Origin of the sequence: Malacoplasma muris, from assembly GCF_046774425.1 — a bacterium.
Taxonomy (GTDB): Bacteria; Bacillota_I; Bacilli_A; order Mycoplasmatales; family Mycoplasmoidaceae; genus Malacoplasma; species Malacoplasma muris.
On record NZ_CP177248.1, the window covers coordinates 399,817 to 416,413 of the forward strand.

Below are 16,597 nucleotides of genomic sequence, written 5' to 3' on the forward strand. Positions count from 1 at the left end.
ATATCATGATAGAAAAAGGTTATGTTCCCAAAGTTTCTTATAGAAAAACTATTGAATATATAAATTCTTTTGAAAAATCTTTAAAAAGTTATTTATCTAAAAAATATAAAGTTATAGATTTTGATTTGCCAATATTAACAAATATAAATAAAAGTGTTGATATTAATTTGGAGCAAAAACGTTATATAAATTTTGATAATAGTAGTAATAACAAAATATACCAATTAATATCAAATTATAGTAATTTGATGAGTTATATTATTTGAAATTTTGAATTACAAGGAAATGAATGTGCTTTTTTTAAATACAAAGTAATAGAAAGAGATTCAATAATTACTAATAATGATTCAATGCAAAAAAATATTTATTCAATAAATTTTGTTATCCATGAAGAGGAAAGAAATATAGATTTTTTAACATTAATGGCAAGCAATATTATTGAAGGTATTAATCAAGCTATTATTGAATCTAAACAATATTACAAAACTAGAACATTTTTTGTTGATAAAAAATCATATGATATTTTAGACATTAAAAAAAAGTATCCATTATTATCTTATAAAAATTCTTTTAATAGATTCGTTACATTAAAGAAATCAGTTTTAATTTATAATGTTATAAATGAATTTACAAATTCAAATGTTACAAATTATAAAGATCCTGATAGTTATGACTGAGAAAATACAATGGGATGATATTTATTTGATGATAATTCTCAAAAACCTTTGGAAATGTTTCTTATATCAATTTCGCCAAATTGAACAATATATACTAAACAAAAATTAATTTATAATAGTCCAATTGAAGATAATGATTATATAAATAAGTTAAAATCGGATAAATTTCCTCCAATTGTTTCTATTAAAATAAATTATGATTTACTTTTATATGTAATTCTTAACAAATTAAATATTAATGAATTACCATGCATAAATAATGAATATAATTTAAATGTGATATATAAATATTTTAAGTAATAGGTGTTATATTATGAAAGAAAAGATTAAACAATTATCAAAAGAATATTTAAGTGAAGTGATTTCATTTAGAAGACATATTCATCAAAATCCTGAATTAGGTTTTGAAGAATACAATACAACAAAATTCATTCAAGAACAACTTAATAATATGGGTTTAACAAATCATAAAGTTGCTTTGAAAAGAACTAAAACAGGTGTTTATGTGGATATTGATTCTAATAAACCAGGTAAGACAGTTTTATTTAGAGCTGATATTGATGCTTTGCCATTAGAAGAAGAATCAAATGTAGAATATAAATCAAATGTTAAAGGTGTTGCACATATGTGTGGACATGATGGACATATAGCAAATCTTTTAGGTGTTGCAAAAATATTACTTCAACTAAAAGATAGTTTTAAAGGGAAAGTAAGATTATTATTTCAACCTGCTGAAGAAGGTCCTGATATGGGAGGTTGTGTTGAAGTTGTAAATGAAAAAGAAGTTTTAAATGGTGTTGATTTTGCATTAGGGTTCCATGTTTATGGAGCTGGAAATTTTGGGAAAGCATATTTTAAATATGGTCCTATGTATGCAAGTTTTATTGATTGAGATATTAAAATAAAATCTAATGGTGGTCACTGTAGTGAGCCACATAAAAGTGCAGATCCAATTATTATAGGATCACAGGCTATTAATTTATTTCAATCAATATTAACAAAAATTAAGAGTCCATTAGATAATGCAGTGCTAGCTGTTGGAACATTTAATGGTGGTTCAAATTCAAATGTTATACCAACAGAAGCAACAATGACTGGAACAATTAGAACATATGATTTAGAATTAGGAAGAACAATTGTATCTAAAATGAAATCGATTATGAATTCTTTATGTGAATTATATAATGGAACATATGAATCAAATTTTTTAGAAGGTTATCCTCCATTGATTAATAATAATCAACTAACAAAATTTGTTATGAATGAAACAATTAGTTTATTAGGAAAAGATAATGTAAAAGAAATTGATCATCCTACATTTGGATGTGAAGACTTTTCTTATATTGCAAATGAAGTTCCATCATGTTATTTCAAAATAGGAATTCATAAAGAAAATGAAATAGAACCATTACATCATTCAGGGTCATTTGAATGAGATGATTCAGTTCTTGAAACATCAATGGCTGTAAGTGCAAATGCAATAATTTCTTTTTTAAATGCAATAACTAAATAATATGTAAAAAAATGAAGTAATTTATGTTACTTCATTTTTTAATTGTTATTTAAATCATATATATATTTAAAACCATATAAAATTGCATTTTCATCTATATCATATTTAAAATCTACACTTAATTTATAAGCTTCTCCACCTGAAACTATACAATGTATATTTTCTTTATTTTCTCTTACATTATTATAAAAGCTCATTACAAATCCAGATCTTGAAATATTAAATCCTGCTTCTAAAGCTTCTATTGTATTTTTGCCATAAATTAAATTAGATTTTTTGCTTATAGTATTAGTGTTAATTAATGATGCATGGTCTAACAATAAATTAAAACTTGTTCCAATTCCTGGTGCTATAGCTGCACCAACTAATTCTCCATTTTTTAAAAAAAGCGCAAATGCTGCTGTTCCAAATGACACACCAATTGATGTTTTGTTTACTTTATAACAATATTCAGCTAAAGCTATAATGTCATCGCCAATTTCTTGTCTTTTAACATTTTTCATTACAAAAGATGTTTTTGTATCATTGTTTATTAAATAAGGTTTAACATTAAAAATATCATTTATACTTCTTATAAAATTATTTGTTTGTTTTGGTACAACACTCCCAATAATGCTAGAAGATATTTTGTATTTTCCAAATTGTTTTAATAATAAAGAGTTTAAATATTTTTTTGTACATTTAATTTCTGTTTTGAAAAGATATTTGTTTAATAATTTGTTTTCTTTACTAAATAAACCAATTTTAATGTATGAATTCCCTATATCTACTACAAGAGTATTATTTTCTACACTCATAATTACTTTCTTCTTCTTGTAAAATACAATATTAAACAAATTATTATGATTAGTCCTAACACACCAGCTGTTATACCAAATTCTAATCAAAATTTGTCTTGAGCTGCCTTTTTTTGTTCTTCAGTTACATTAGGATCATCAATTTGTCCTGAATTTAAATTTGAACTTTTATATTCTGAATTTTTTAATATATTAGTTTGTGCATTTGTAGCTACTACTATAGAACATGGAATAGTGATAATAGAAATTAGATGAAAATACTTGATTAATTTCATAAATTATACTTTTAAAATAATATCTTTAGAACTTGGTGTTCCAAGTTTAAATTGATAAAGATGAACATCATTTCTATTTTCATGAATAGAATAAATTCTATTTCTTAAATATTCTAAGTGATCTATTATTCAGCTTGTATATTGATTATCTTCTAATTTGTTAATTTCAGATAAAACATTAATATAAAAACTTGAATTAGATATATTATTTTCATTTTTAACTACAACATGTTTTAAAACTTTTAATGTTTTATTGTTGATTTCAAAAAATAAATCAACACCATCATTTTTTGCTTTGTCATATTCTGAAAAAGGTTTGTCATAAATTCTAATGTGTTTTTTGTCATTTTCTATAAGTGAATTTAATCCTTGTTTTATTTGATTCATATCCATAATAATTACCTCTCACATATAATAATTTTAAAATAACATTGATAATACTATTAATAAAAGTAAAACAAATTTTAAAGATTATTAATGTTAATATATTATTAATGTAAAAAGGACATGCATAATGATAAGTAACATTGTTTTTCTAAAACCAATATTGATTCATAAGGATTGAGGTAATAATGATTTAGCTCAATATGGTTATAAAGAAGATGGTATAGATGTTGGTGAATTAATTTTATTATCTGATTCAGAAGATGTTTCAAATCAAATAATAAATACTAATTTTGTTTATGATGATCTTAATTTTTTATACAAACACAATAAAAAATTCTTTAACTCAAAAACAGGTAGTATTCCAATAACAATTAAAATTATTAATCCTAAAGTTGATCTTGACTTAATGTTATCTGTTGATTCTAAAAATACAAAATATTATTCTATCAAAGGTAATGAAATAGCTCAGAATAAGTTATGAATATCTTTAAATAAAAATAAGCAAATAGTTGTTTACAACCATAAATGTGGATCTAAAAAAAATGTAGAAGAATTTTTAGAAAATCTAAATGACAAATATTTAAATATAGTTGAATTAGACTATCTTAATGCATTAGTTATAAATCAGAATGTAATAAATCAAATAAAACAAAATGATATTATTTTTGAAATTTCATGTAAAAATGGTATTGAATTAAATTTAAATGATTTATATCAACAAGAGTTGAAAAAGCAAACTTTTGATTATTTATCAAATTCTTTTCATAGTTCATTAACACATCAATATCAATTGTTAGATAAAGAAAATGATGATTATCTTGCAAATAATCAATATTTTGCAACTAAAATCATAAATCATGTTGGTTTAGAATACTATAACTTTAAAATAGGGGTTATTACTCATGTTTTTGTAGTTGAGGGTGAAGGAAAAATTAATTCATTTAGTATATCAACAGGTAGTAATTTTATTATTAAAAACAATGTTGATATTCAAATTGTAGGTGTATTAAAAATGATTGTTACTCATATTTTTGATAAGTAATATGATAACAATCAATTTTTTTTATTTTATATTTTGTTCATTTTCATTCATTTTATACATGCTTTAAGTTCATTAACAAAATCATTTAAAGTTCAAAAACTAAATAATCATTTAGAACTTTCAAAATCTTCATTAAAAACAATTTTTTTAGAAAAAACTACATCAAAACTTTCGCTTTTTTCTTCATTATTTGTGATTATGTGTAATGTTATATAATATGTTATTCATTCTTGTTCTGTTTCGTAATTATGTGTAAAACTAATTTTACTATTATCAATATTGTAAAATACTCTTTTAAGTAATTTTTTATCAAAATATGATCCCTCTATAATTGGGTGAAGTTTTGTGTTCATGTATTTGACAATTTGATTAATTTTTGTTTGCTCAAGATAATATATGTTTCCTTCATTTAACAAATCAAATAATATTTCAATAAGTTTGGGAAAGTTTTTCGTTACAACAAGTCCTTTTGAATCTGTTTTAAATTCAGCTTTATCTAATGATGTTTTTAAACCATCAATTTTTGTTATTAGATTAATTGCATTGTTGAAATTTAAATTAGTTTTATTTGTGTATTGGTATAAATTATTTCCAACATCTTTTATGATTTGAGAAGAAATTTTTTTCTCTTTTAATTTATTAATAAATATTTCTTTTTCCATAATCTATCCTACTATTGATAACAATATATAAAATTATATTAAAAATGATTAGATTAATTATATTAATTAATATTTTATTATTTAAATAATAAAATTTTTTGATTATAAAATTGATTTCTGTTATATCATTTATATGTCAGGTGTAATTGGTTTAACTGACTTTAAAACCATATTTGTAGGTTATGAGACATTTTGAATAAGATGCAAATGTCTCTCAAAAAAAGAAAGCATCTATTTTGTGAAACAAAAACATGCCAGTGGCATGTTTTTTATTTATGTTAATGGATGTATTTATTTTTAAAAAGAAATTAATATTGGCATAAGTGTAGTTTAAGTTTATTAATTAATCCTTATTAATTTTATTATAATGAGTAATTATATAGTGATTGGTGAAATTTATGAGAGAGCTAAATGATAAGACAAGAATTATTTTTACTACTGGTGGTGTATTCTCTGCATTAGGCAAGGGTATAGCATGTTCAAGTATTGGTGCATTGTTAAAGAATTTATCTTTTAAGGTTTTGAACATGAAACTTGATCCATATTTAAATATAGATGCTGGAACTATGTCTCCCTACCAACATGGTGAAGTTTTTGTCACACAGGATGGTAAAGAAACTGATTTAGATATTGGTAATTATGAAAGATTTTTGAATCAAAATTTACCTAAGGAATCAAACATTACTTCTGGTTTAATTTATTCAAATGTTTTAAATGAAGAAAGAAATGGAAAATATTTAGGTAAAACTATTCAAGTTATTCCACATATCACAGATGCAATTAAGAATGAAATTATATTTATGGCTAATAAACATGAACCTGATTTTTTAATAGTAGAAATTGGTGGAACTGTTGGAGACATTGAATCTGTTCCTTTTATTGAATCTGCTCGTCAATTAATTTCTAAATATAAAAATAAAATTTTTTCTGTTCATATTGTTCCAATTATTCAAATGCTTACAAGTAATGAAGAAAAAACAAAACCTTTACAACACTCAGTAAAAGAATTAATGGGTATGGGAATAATTCCTGATGTTTTATTGGTAAGAGGTAAAGGCATTGTTAGTGAAGAAAATAAAGAAAAAATTTCTTTAATTTGTGGGTTGGATAAAAATAATATTATTAGTTTACCAAACCAAACAAGTGTATACTTTCTTCCCGAGTTTTTATTAGAACAAAACTTACATAACATTATTTTTAATAAAATGGATTTAGAAGAAATGAATTCTAAGGATTTGGGTGAGTGATCAATATTTACTTCTAAAATAAAAGAACCAAAAAAATATGTTACTAAAATAGCTATAATTGGAAAATATACTGAAATTACAGATGCTTATTTATCTGTTATTACAAGTTTAGAAATAGCAGCAATTCATAACAATTCTGAAATTAAAATTGACTTAATTAATGCTGAAAAAATTAATGAATCAAATGTAAGAGGATTAAAAAGATATTCAGGAGTTGTTGTTCCAGGTGGTTTTGGTGATAGAGGTATTGAAGGTAAAATTGAAACAATTAAATTTGTGCGTGAAAATAATATTCCTTTTTTAGGAATATGTTTAGGAATGCAACTTGCAGCAATTGAATTTGCTAGAAATGTTTTAGGTATAGTCGATGCTAATAGTACAGAATTTGATGACAATACTATAGAACCTATTATTACCATATTAGATGGCAAGTACAAAGAAAAAGATCTTGGTGGTACATTGCGTCTTGGTAATTATAGCTGTGCAATTAAAAAAGATACAAAAACTTTTGAAGCATATCAAGATTCAATTGTGTTTGAAAGACACAGACATAGATATGAGTTTAATAATGATTATAGAGATATATTTGAATTAAATGGTGTAATTTTTTCAGGTGTTAATGTTGAAAATGATTTAGTAGAAATTATAGAATTACAAGACCACAAATTTTTTATTGCTACACAATTTCATCCAGAATTAACAACAAAAACTTTTACTCCTAATCCACTTTTTAATTCTTTTGTAGAGGTAACAAAAGAATTAAAAAATAAATAATTATGTTTGATAGTCAAAATAAAGAAATTGTTAATTGATATCCTGGTCATATGAAAAAATCTATAGATATTATCAAAGATAAGTTGAATACTATAGATTTTTATATTGAAGTACTTGATGCAAGAGCAATTGTTTGCAGTTCTAATAGTGAATTAAATAGTATTTTTAATAACAAACCTAAAGTAACAATTGCACTAAAATCAGATTTATCTGCAGTTGAACAAGATGATAGCAACATTCTGTTTGGTTCTATTTATGATAAAAAATTTAGATTAAAAATAATTAATAGAATCAAATTAGTGTGTAAATCCAAAATTGATTCTCTGAGAAAAAAAGGTTTAGTTAATATCCAACTTTGTGGAATGGTAGTTGGTTTACCAAATATCGGTAAGTCATCATTAATAAATTTTTTGGCAAACAAAAATTTATTAATTTCTCAAAATCAGCCTGGAATTACAAAAAGAGTTAGTCATATAAAAATTGATAATGATTTAGTTTTATTTGACACACCTGGAATTTTTTTTAAAAAGGTTGATAAATTTGAAATTGGAGCAATCCTTACATTAATAAAATCTGTTAATTTTGAAATTGTAAATAAATATGAAATATTAGAATATGGTTATAACTATATTATTAAATATTATAGTGAAGAAATTTATAAATATTTTGGTTTTAATTCACCATTAAATTTTAATGATTTTCTAAATTATATTTGTGATAAAAAAAGATTTAAGTTACAAAATAATGAGAATGATTTTGAAAGATGTTTTAGTTATTTATATTCTGAATTTTCTGACTCAAAAATATGTAATATAAATTATGAAAAAGATCTTTAAAAATTAATGATTTTTGTAAAAATTTTAACTTTGAATTTCCTATAACAAAACTAATTATTTGTCAATACTTAATTAACCTAAAATGTCTAAAAAAAGCAATTTTTATGCCTAAATATGGATTTTGTAAGTATTTTTGCTATAATTTAATTGTGTTTATCTTTGGAAATATGGGATAAACCAACTATAAACACAAAAATAAAACATAAATAACTACATATAAAAAGTGTAAAAAATTTAACTAATGATATATTGGTTGGGTTTGCTATTTTTAAAACCCAATTTGTGCCAATTTGAGCTTGGATAAATGTGTTGATTCTGATTTAAATTTATTGATAGAATAAACTAAATCACTATAGAATCTATTAGTTAATTATATGGGCCTTTCAATCATAATATTCTCTATCAATATTAGTATTATTAAATTTTCTCAATTGATTGGCTTGCAAAGTAATCAACATAGGTTTGTTATCTTAAATATTTGATTACAACAAGATTAATTTGTTAATTAAGTAAAAAATTTTCTCGAACATATGAAATTGGGGTATTCAGAGTTTGAGAAATAAAAATATGTTTATTTACTTAATATGATTTCTAATAATTTTTAAATTTTGCTTTATAAACTAATCGATAGTTGACTTAAAATGTCATACTATAAAATGTAGTTATCAACAACAACCTTGGACTAAGTAAATATTCAGATTATTAAATGAATTATTACTTAAAATGATTAGTTACCAAACAAATAGGAGGAAAGCCTATTTGTTTTTTTTTTTTTTTTTTAATATATTATTTGTTAATTCATTCAATATTTTTCTGTTGTCACTTTTTTAGTGAATTTTAAAATGATATAATTTATATGATATTTATGAAATTTTAATACATGGAGTTAAAACATGGGCTTATTCAAAAATAATAAAAAAGAAAAAAAACAAGTAGAGCAAAAAAGTGATGTTCAAGTTAATGATGGATGAATGAGAGAAGATTTTATTCTTGTAAGTAACAGAACAAAAGCAAAAGATTTAAAACCTTATCAAAGACTTGTTGTTTTAAGAAAACCAGATGGTGAACAAAAATGTATTATTGATAAGTCATTACCATTTAGAGAAATTGAAAGAATTCAAGAATTAATTAATAAAAAAGGTTTTGTTGATATCAACTCAAAAGAATTTACAAGAATTATTCCAAATGATTTTAAAACTGAAAGTGATATATTTGAAGAATCAAAAGAATCTGTTGAAACTAGTGCTCTAGCAATTAAGAGGGCAGATAATTCTGATTACATTGATTTTTTAGTTGATCCAAACAAAATGCCAAAATCAATTTTGAAATTAGAGGATGATAAACTTAAATATAAACTTGATCCAAAACATACTTTAAAATCAAATAAAGTTGATGATGTTGATTTAATCGATGATATTGAAATTTATATCCCTCATGAAGATAGAAAATTAAGATGAGATACTATTGATGAAAATGATTTTTCTAATAATGTTGACCATGACTTAAAACAAGTTAGTGATTTAAAAGTTGAAGAAGAAATAGTAGAAGATAATAGTTCTTTAGATGATAGTATTCCTCCGAGTGATTATATTGGTAATATAGAAGAAAGTGTTGAAGTGCCTCAAGAAGATAACTATAAATATGTAGATCAACAACAAGAACAAGAAGTAGAAGAAGAGCAACAAGAAGTTTACAATGAAAACATCTATGAACCAAGTGATGAATATGCAAGTGAACAACCAGAATTAGAAATGCAATCAACAGAAGAATTTGTTAGCGATGAACTTACTACAGAAAATTTTGAGCATGAAATTCCAAAAGAAACTGTAACTTCTTTCTTTAAAAATACAGTTGAATATGACTCTAGTATATATGACACTAATCGTCAACCTTCAGGAAATTATTATAAATTTTATGAAGATACAAATAATAATCCTTTAGAAGCTAAAGTTGTAAATAAAAAAGTAAAAATGATTATTAGACGTAAAAAAATTGATGAAAAATTAATTGAAGCAAATGCTTTAAAGCGTCAAGGATTAAGATAATTATATTAATAAACTTTAATTCCTATTTATTTGTTAAATAAATAGGATTTTTATTTGTAAATTTATTGAAAAATATTTCTATAATAAATATAAGTGTAATAGGAGATAGTTGTGAATTATAAAGTTTATATTGCTGGTGGATTATTTAATGAAGCTGAAATAGCTCAAAGAAAAAAAGAAGGCGAATTATTAAGACAACACTTTAATGAAAAATTGATTATCTTTAATCCAATTGAACAACCTTTTAATAAAGACAAATCAAATAATTTGCCTACACCAATTGATATTTTTAATGGAGATACAAAAGCTGTTTTAGAGTCTGATATTTTTATAGCTGACATTACAAATGATGATCCAGGTGTTTTAGTAGAACTTGGAATAGCTATAAGAAATAGAACTAAAATTATTATTTGTGTTAATTCAGATATTAGATTAAAAGGATCTAACAAATATGAAATACCACCATATTCAATGAATCATTATGTTTTGGGTGGTATTTTAAAGTATGGGCATTTAGTTAATAGTTTTGATGAAGCAATTAATAGGTTAAAAGAATTATTAAGTGTTTATTAAAAAGGTAGATATCAAAAAAATTAGTAACAATGAAATATTGTTACTAATTTTTAATTATATGTTTATGTAAATTAAGCATTTTTTTGTTGTTGTAATGCATTATAGTTTATTCTAACTACTTTGTTATACTTCTTTAACATTTTTAATGTTCTAGCTGAAACAGTTACTTGAATTATTTCGCCATTGTTTCCTCAGATTTTTACTTTTTGCAAATTAAGGTTTCATCTTCTTCTAGAACTTTGTAAAGAGTGAGATCTTTTATTTCCAAATAATGCTTTTTTACCTGTTAAGTCATCTCTTCTTGCCATAATTACCTCCTAAAATTAGTCCTTATTATGAATTAAATTTATTTAGTTTTAAGCACATGTTAAAAAAACTAATAAATATTACAAACATAATTATATAATATTTATATGTTTTTAATAAAATATTATTAAATTTGGAGAGATTATGGAAACTATTTCAATAAAAGAAGTGTTTAAAAATTATAAATCGCTTGATGAAGTAAGATTGGTTGGATGAGTTAGGTCTAATAGAGATAGTGGATCAATTGGATTTATTTCTTTTTTTGATGGAACTTGTATTAACTCAGTTCAATTAGTTTATAAAAAAACAGATACTGAAAATTTTGATGAAGCAAGAACTGTAAGAACAGGTTCAGCAATTATGGTTGAAGGTAAAGTTGTACCATCTATTAAAGAAAATCAAAATTTTGAAATCTTATTAAAAGGATTTAAAATTCTTAAACAATCTGATGAAGATTATCCTTTACAAAAAAAAGAACATACTAGTGAATTTTTAAGATCAATTGCACATTTAAGACAAAGAACAAATAAGTTTAACACTGTAATGAAAATAAGAAGTGAAATTGCTTTTGCAATTCATAACTTTTTTCACCAAAATGACTTTGTTTGAGTAAGTACACCTATTATCACATCAAATGATGCTGAAGGTGCTGGTGAAAATTTTTATGTTTCATCTAAAGAAAAAAACTTCTTTGATAAAAATGCAACTCTTACAGTTAGTGGTCAATTGCATGCTGAAGCTTATGCTCAAGCTTATAAAAGAGTATATACTTTTGGTCCAACATTTAGAGCAGAAAAATCAAATACAAATAGACATATTTCAGAATTTTGAATGGTTGAACCAGAAGTTGCTTTTTGTGACATTAATCAATTAATGTTTTTGATTGAAACATTTGTTAAATATTTAATTAGATTTGCATTGAAAAACTGTAAAGAAGAAATTGCTTTTTTAAATAAATCAACAGATAGTGGACTAGCACAAAGATTATTAGATGTAGTAGATGCTGAATTTGTGAAAGTTGAATATAAAGAAGCAATTAGAATTCTAAAAAGCAAAATTTCTGAAGGTCACAGATTTGAAGATAATGACATCTATTTTGGGAAAGATTTAGCTAGTGAACACGAAAAATATTTATGTGAAGTTATCTATAATAAGCCAGTATTTTTATACAATTTCCCACAAGAAATTAAAGCATTCTATATGAAGCAAAATCATGATGGAACAACAGTTGCAGCATGTGACTTGTTAGTTCCAGGAATTGGTGAAATTGTGGGTGGAAGTCAAAGAGAAGACGATTACAAAAAGATTGTAAAAAGATGTCAATCTTTCGGAATCAAAACAGATGAAATTGATTGATATTTGAATTTAAGAAGATATGGTTACTTTAAATCATCTGGTTTTGGTTTAGGATTTGAAAGATTTTTAATGTATATAACAGGTATTAATAATATTAAAGATGTTATTCCTTTTCCAAGATCATATGGTCCAATTAATTTTTAATTTTTTAAAATATGAAATCATTTTTTGCAAAAAACAATATTCCAAATATTTTAACAATATTAAGAATATTGTTTATTCCATTTATAATAACATTTTTAGTCACTAGTTTTGGCCCAACAATAATCAATTTTACTATATTTCAAGAATCAAAATATTGGTCTTTAACCACAAATATTAGATTAAATTGATTGTTGTCTGGAATATTGTTTTTGTTAGCTTCAATTACAGATTTTTTTGATGGTTATCTATCAAGAAAATATAAATGAATAAGTGATTTTGGAAAAATATGAGATCCTATAGCTGATAAAATTCTTATTAATTCTATTCTTATAACATTATCTGCTTTTGGATTTGTCATGTGATATCTTGTAGTTGTTATGATTTCAAGAGATCTTATTGTAGATGGTTATAGAACATTTTTATCATCAAAAAAAATAATTATTCCTGCAAATATTTTAGGTAAATTAAAAACTGTTTTTCAAATGATTGGTGTCTTGATAGTTTTATTTGTATTTAATGATAAAAATATTAATTCAAATTCTTATTATTTATTACAAAATATTTTTTTAATTATTGCAACAATAATTTCAATTATTTCAGGAATAGTTTATGTTTTAATAGCTAATATTAGAATTTTTAATTTGCAAAGTAGTTTGTTTTTACCAAAAAAAGAGATTAATAAATTTTCTAATCATAACTTTGAAGAAGATAAAAAAGAAGATGATATTACAAAATTATCATAAGAAAGGTTTTTAATTATGATTAATAAAAAAATAATAAGAGAAGATATTTCTATTTTAAAAGAAGCATTAAAAAATAGAAATAGCAAATTTGATTTAGATAAAATAATTAATCTTGATTCTAAAACAAAACAATTAACAGCTGAAATTGATAAATTAAATGAAAAAAGAAATATTCTTTCAAAAGAAATCACTATTCATTTAAAAAATAACAATTTACAAGAAGTTGATAAAATTAAAAATGAAGTTACTCAAATTAAAACATCAATTTCAAAATTGGAGAATGAAAGTATAAAATACAATAGTGAATTAGAACTATTATTGCTATCTATTCCAAATATACCAGACAAAAGTGTTCCAATTGGAATAGATGAAAATGATAATGTTGAAATAAAAAAATATTTAACTCCAACAAATTTTAAATTTGAACCATTGCCACATTGAGATTTGGCTATTAAAAATGATTTTGTTGACTTTGAAAGAGCAGCAAAGATTTCAGGAAGTAGATTTTGTATTTATAAAAATGATGGTTCTAGATTAATAAGAGCATTACAGTCATTTACATTAGATTATCATGCTAACAATGGTTATACTGAATTTAGTATGCCTGTTATTGTTAAAGAAGAATCTTTATATGGTACAGGTAATTTACCAAAGTTTAAAGAAGATTTATTTAAATTAGAAAATTTGAATGCTTATTTAGCTCCAACTGGAGAAATTCAAATGACAAATTATTTTAGAGATGAGATTTTAAAAGAAGAAAATTTGCCTTATAAATTCACAACTACAACAATAAATTTTAGAAGTGAAGCAGGAAGTGCTGGAAGAGACACTAGAGGTGTTATTAGACAACATCAATTTTATAAAACTGAAATGGTTAATATTGCTCATCCTGAAACTTCTTTTGATTTATTAGAAAAAATGACAGAAAATGCTGAAGGGATTTTAGAAGCTCTTAAATTACCTTATAGAAGAATACTATTATGTACAGGTGATATGGGATTTAGTTCTTGTAAAACATATGACATAGAAGTTTGACTTCCTTCATACAATAATTATAAAGAAATTTCTTCATGTAGTAATTGTTGAGATTTTCAAGCAAGAAGAAGTATGATACGTTTTAAGAATTCTAAAACTAACAAAAATGAATTAGTGCATACATTAAATGGTAGTGGATTAGCTATAGATAGACTTTGGGCTGCAGTTGTTGAAAATTATCAGAATGAAGATGGAACAATAACAGTACCTGATGTATTAGTAAAATATTTAGGTAAAAACATTCTTAAAAAATAAAATTTTATTTTTTTATAATATTTACAATTTTTTTGGTGATCATAATAAAAACCTATTGCTTGCAAATAGGAAAATATTGTAATAGAACCTATAAATTTAAAGCCAAATTCTTTCAGTATTTTTGTAATTTTATCTGATGTATTGTTTTTTACAATATCATCACTATTAGTTTTTCCAATTTCTGAACTTCACTCTTTGTTGTTTCAAATAAAATTTGATAATCCTTCATATTTGGATTTTAATTTTAAATAAGCTTTTGAATTGTTAATTATTGATAAAAGCTTATTTTTATTTTTTATTAAATTTGAATTCTTCATAATATTATTAATATCTTCTTTTTGTATTTTTAAGTTATTAATAGGATTTTTAAAATCAAAGTATTTATTATATTCATCTTTTTTTGCAAGCACTTGTCAAAAACTTAATCCTACAGATTGACTTTCTAATATTAGTAATTCAAACATTTTTGCTTCATCTTTTAGAATTTTTCCCCAAATGTTATCATGATATTCAATATATATTTTATTCTTTGCTCAACTACATCTACTATTCATATAATTTATACCTAAATTAGATTAAAACCTGTTACTAATCTTGAATATTATATAATAATAACTTACAATAATTTACCTTCAAAGTTGAAATATAATTTTTAACATATTAAAATTATTAAGATATTGTCTAGAGGTTAATTATGAAAATGAAAAAATCTTTTATTTCTAAAATAATAATTGGCACATTAACATCATCACTTGCAATTGCAGCACCTATTACTTCAGTTGCTCTAAAAACTGCAAGTGTTAATTCTACAACTTATGTAAATGAAATTGTTAGTAATACACAGAATTCTACAACAACTTCAAATATTAAGATTAAAAGTATGGATGATGCAAATTTAACTGCTGATCAAAAAGATAGCATAAGAAGATTATTTAAAAATGCTCCTTCTCAAATTACCTCTAATGAATCTATATATGACCCAAATGGTTCTGGTGATTTAGCAGAATTTGCTCCTGCAAGTATTTTTCACTTGCTAGAGTTTGATGAAACTAAAGTTTATGGTTTATCAAATGATACTGTTAATAATCAAAATGCTCCAAGAGTAACAAATTTATCAGACATTCGTAGTGGGACAACTTTTAAATGAACTACAACAGGTACTTCAACAGGTGGATGAGTGGGTGAACCAAATTCACCAGATCCAAATTTAAGTCCTGAATCACCAATACCATATCTTATTAATACTAATGGACAAACAGATGCTGAAAAAATGGTTAGTCAACAAGACTTAGATGCAGCTGGTATACTTTTTTTAAGAGTTGATATGAAGGATAAAGTAACTAATCAACCAATTACAGAGTTTCTTACTATTTCAGGTTTTAATAGTATTCTTTCAAGAAAATTTTTATCATCAAATATAGATTTACCAGGTTCTGAATACAAAAAAAGTGTTACAGAAATTAAAAATTCAGATTTAATTAGTTATCCTCAATTTGTTGGTAATAGACCAAGTCAAGTTACTTTAACATCAAGAACAAATAATCCTAAAGAAGGATTATTAAATTATAGTTTATTATTTAATTTTGAAATTCCAAAAAATATTACTATTGATTCTGAAAACAAAAATAAATTAGATGTATTAAATAGATATACAGATGCATCTAAAACTTTATCTAATACAAGTTATCATCAAGAATTTGTATTAAAAGGTTTTATAAAATCACCAAATATTTCTAATAATGATATTATTATTATTTTAGCTTCTATTATTGCAGGTGGTGTAGTTGTTTGTTTAATTGTTTATTTAGGTTCTTTGGTAACAAGAAAAATCAGATTTATTAAAAAGATGTAATATTAATCCATATACAAATACATGATTCAAAAAAAGAATCATGTATTTTTTATATATAATTATTAATAACATATCAGA

Annotated in this window: 17 protein-coding genes; 11 read left to right on the forward strand and 6 right to left on the reverse strand. The window is 23.5% G+C overall.

Features of this window, described 5'->3' with window-relative positions; genetic code table 4:
* The first annotated feature begins 5 nt into the window (after positions 1-5).
* Together ACLFO7_RS01560 and ACLFO7_RS01565 are read left to right on the forward strand one after the other, a co-directional pair.
* Complete coding sequence (locus ACLFO7_RS01560; protein WP_412032598.1) at positions 6-977, forward strand: hypothetical protein; 972 nt, start codon at positions 6-8, stop codon at positions 975-977.
* Between the two features lie 13 nt (positions 978-990).
* Positions 991-2,190, forward strand: coding sequence for a M20 metallopeptidase family protein (locus ACLFO7_RS01565; protein ID WP_412032599.1), 1,200 nt, complete (start codon positions 991-993; stop codon positions 2,188-2,190).
* Positions 2,191-2,228: 38 nt separating this feature from the next.
* Here ACLFO7_RS01565 and ACLFO7_RS01570 read toward each other — a convergent pair whose 3' ends face one another.
* Genes ACLFO7_RS01570 through ACLFO7_RS01580 form a run of 3 tightly spaced genes read right to left on the reverse strand, consistent with a single transcriptional unit; the run spans position 2,229 to position 3,655 of the window.
* Positions 2,229-2,987, reverse strand: coding sequence for a type III pantothenate kinase (locus ACLFO7_RS01570; protein ID WP_412032600.1), 759 nt, complete (start codon positions 2,985-2,987; stop codon positions 2,229-2,231).
* Between the two features lie 2 nt (positions 2,988-2,989).
* Positions 2,990-3,262, reverse strand: coding sequence for a hypothetical protein (locus tag ACLFO7_RS01575; protein WP_412032601.1), 273 nt, complete (start codon positions 3,260-3,262; stop codon positions 2,990-2,992).
* A 3-nt stretch (positions 3,263-3,265) separates the two neighbouring features.
* The gene (locus ACLFO7_RS01580; RefSeq protein WP_412032602.1) at positions 3,266-3,655 is read right to left on the reverse strand and encodes a hypothetical protein; all 390 of its coding nucleotides are present in this window, start codon (positions 3,653-3,655) and stop codon (positions 3,266-3,268) included.
* Positions 3,656-3,776: 121 nt separating this feature from the next.
* Here ACLFO7_RS01580 and ACLFO7_RS01585 point away from each other — a divergent pair, with 121 nt between their 5' ends.
* A complete protein-coding gene (locus tag ACLFO7_RS01585; protein ID WP_412032603.1) occupies positions 3,777-4,691 on the forward strand; it encodes a hypothetical protein in 915 nt (304 codons plus the stop codon).
* A gap of 26 nt (positions 4,692-4,717) precedes the next feature.
* Here ACLFO7_RS01585 and ACLFO7_RS01590 read toward each other — a convergent pair whose 3' ends face one another.
* Positions 4,718-5,353: a hypothetical protein gene (locus ACLFO7_RS01590; RefSeq protein ID WP_412032604.1), complete on the reverse strand. Its 636-nt coding sequence runs from the start codon at positions 5,351-5,353 to the stop codon at positions 4,718-4,720.
* Positions 5,354-5,751: 398 nt separating this feature from the next.
* Here ACLFO7_RS01590 and ACLFO7_RS01595 point away from each other — a divergent pair, with 398 nt between their 5' ends.
* The 4 genes from ACLFO7_RS01595 (at position 5,752) to ACLFO7_RS01610 (ending at position 10,828) form a co-directional block, all read left to right on the forward strand.
* Positions 5,752-7,374, forward strand: a complete 1,623-nt coding sequence (locus ACLFO7_RS01595) for a CTP synthase (protein WP_412032605.1) — start codon at positions 5,752-5,754, stop codon at positions 7,372-7,374.
* A gap of 2 nt (positions 7,375-7,376) precedes the next feature.
* Entirely contained in the window at positions 7,377-8,210 is an 834-nt protein-coding gene (gene ylqF / locus ACLFO7_RS01600; protein ID WP_412032606.1) for a ribosome biogenesis GTPase YlqF, read from the forward strand.
* 893 nt (positions 8,211-9,103) lie between these two features.
* Positions 9,104-10,255, forward strand: a complete 1,152-nt coding sequence (locus ACLFO7_RS01605; RefSeq protein WP_412032607.1) for a hypothetical protein — start codon at positions 9,104-9,106, stop codon at positions 10,253-10,255.
* Positions 10,256-10,366: 111 nt separating this feature from the next.
* Positions 10,367-10,828 carry a nucleoside 2-deoxyribosyltransferase gene (locus ACLFO7_RS01610; RefSeq protein ID WP_412032608.1) on the forward strand — a complete coding sequence of 154 codons (462 nt, stop codon included), beginning with the start codon at positions 10,367-10,369 and terminating at the stop codon, positions 10,826-10,828.
* Positions 10,829-10,899: 71 nt separating this feature from the next.
* Here the strand turns inward: ACLFO7_RS01610 and rpmB are convergent, their stop codons facing one another.
* Entirely contained in the window at positions 10,900-11,136 is a 237-nt protein-coding gene (gene rpmB / locus ACLFO7_RS01615) for a 50S ribosomal protein L28 (protein ID WP_412032609.1), read from the reverse strand.
* Positions 11,137-11,278: 142 nt separating this feature from the next.
* On the opposite strand from rpmB, the gene asnS reads away from it, so the two are divergent.
* Genes asnS through serS form a run of 3 tightly spaced genes read left to right on the forward strand, consistent with a single transcriptional unit; the run spans position 11,279 to position 14,667 of the window.
* Positions 11,279-12,634: an asparagine--tRNA ligase gene (asnS, locus tag ACLFO7_RS01620; RefSeq protein ID WP_412032610.1), complete on the forward strand. Its 1,356-nt coding sequence runs from the start codon at positions 11,279-11,281 to the stop codon at positions 12,632-12,634.
* Positions 12,635-12,645: 11 nt separating this feature from the next.
* Positions 12,646-13,377 (forward strand): CDP-diacylglycerol--glycerol-3-phosphate 3-phosphatidyltransferase, encoded by a 732-nt coding sequence (pgsA, locus tag ACLFO7_RS01625; RefSeq protein WP_412032611.1) that lies wholly within the window; start codon positions 12,646-12,648, stop codon positions 13,375-13,377.
* A gap of 15 nt (positions 13,378-13,392) precedes the next feature.
* Positions 13,393-14,667, forward strand: coding sequence for a serine--tRNA ligase (gene serS / locus ACLFO7_RS01630; protein WP_412032612.1), 1,275 nt, complete (start codon positions 13,393-13,395; stop codon positions 14,665-14,667).
* Here serS and ACLFO7_RS01635 read toward each other — a convergent pair.
* Complete coding sequence (locus ACLFO7_RS01635; RefSeq protein ID WP_412032613.1) at positions 14,589-15,221, reverse strand: DNA-3-methyladenine glycosylase I; 633 nt, start codon at positions 15,219-15,221, stop codon at positions 14,589-14,591. The two genes, serS and ACLFO7_RS01635, sit on opposite strands and share 79 nt — an antisense overlap.
* A 140-nt stretch (positions 15,222-15,361) precedes the next feature.
* Here ACLFO7_RS01635 and ACLFO7_RS01640 point away from each other — a divergent pair, with 140 nt between their 5' ends.
* A complete protein-coding gene (locus ACLFO7_RS01640; RefSeq protein WP_412032614.1) occupies positions 15,362-16,519 on the forward strand; it encodes a hypothetical protein in 1,158 nt (385 codons plus the stop codon).
* The last annotated feature ends 78 nt before the right edge of the window (positions 16,520-16,597 follow it).